1 protein-coding gene is annotated in these 320 nt (G+C 39.1%); it reads left to right on the top strand.

What is annotated here, in order from left to right; translation table 11 throughout:
* Positions 1 to 320, top strand: a 320-nt coding sequence (locus tag AC1EUV_RS13800; RefSeq protein WP_480199305.1) for a DUF11 domain-containing protein, incomplete at both ends; no start/stop codon positions are given.

Genomic DNA, 320 nt, shown 5'->3' with positions numbered 1-320 from the left:
GATGTAAGCTTAGTGAAAGTAGTAGATAATCCAACACCTTTAGTAGGAAGCGATGTAGTATTTATGATAACAGTAAGTAATGCGGGTCCAAGTGATGCTACAGGAGTAGTGGTTACAGATCTATTGCCAACAGGTTATACCTATGTTAGTGATGATGGAACGGGTGCTTATGTATCTGGTACAGGAGTTTGGACAGTTCCAACTGTTGTATCTAGTGGTATACAAGTATTAAACATTACAGCTACTGTAAATGCAACAGGTAATTATACAAATACGGCAGAAGTAACGGCTAGTGATAATACGGATCCAGACTCTATGCC

Source organism: Maritimimonas sp. 2304DJ26-3 (assembly GCF_056591635.1).
The sequence above is the reverse complement of the archived record's forward strand: the minus strand, read 5'-3'. Positions and strand labels throughout refer to the sequence as shown.